General features: G+C 61.9%; 1 protein-coding gene. It reads right to left on the reverse strand.

Annotated elements, in window-relative coordinates; translation table 11 throughout:
- Window positions 1-125: 125 nt before the first annotated feature.
- Window positions 126-596 (reverse strand): endonuclease domain-containing protein (locus AC1VNY_RS42545; RefSeq protein WP_482409678.1); only part of this gene is annotated, 471 nt, incomplete at its 5' end.

Consider the following 596-nt stretch of genomic DNA (forward strand, 5'->3'; position numbering starts at 1 on the left):
CAAGTCGGGCCTGCCCGACTTGCGCAAATTGACAATGCGCAACCGGGGTACACCCCGGTTGCGTGGGGGAGGGAGCCTGACCCGCGTGCTCACCTCACTTGCCCTTAGAACCTCTTCGCGCAGCATTACAGCTTCTCCGCTCCATCGGCATCAGATGTAAGGGAGCTACCAGCGGTAGGGTTCCCTCCCCCCTTGCGGGGGAGGGTTAGGGAGAGGGGTGCCGCTTGCTCAGCTGTTTCCGCGATGGTGAGAACGACCCCTTCGAGATTTTTGGTCACGTCGTCGTTGGTGAAACGAAGGACGCGATAGCCGCGCGACTTCAGCCATGCATCCCGCCGTTCGTCGTGACGGATACGCTCCTCAAAATCGTGGCTCTCGCCGTCGACTTCGACCACTAGCTTGCACGAGTGCGCGACAAAATCGGCGATGTAGTTGCCGATCGGCGCCTGGCGGCGAAAGTTGAGACCCGCAAGACGATCGGCTTTCAGATGACGCCACAGCAGCGTCTCCGCGCGCGTCATCGCTCGGCGGAGCTGCTTGGCGCGATTGCGCTGAACGTCGCTCACTTGAGTGTGCGGCATACCCCTCTCCCCACC

Source organism: Bradyrhizobium ferriligni, from assembly GCF_056837965.1.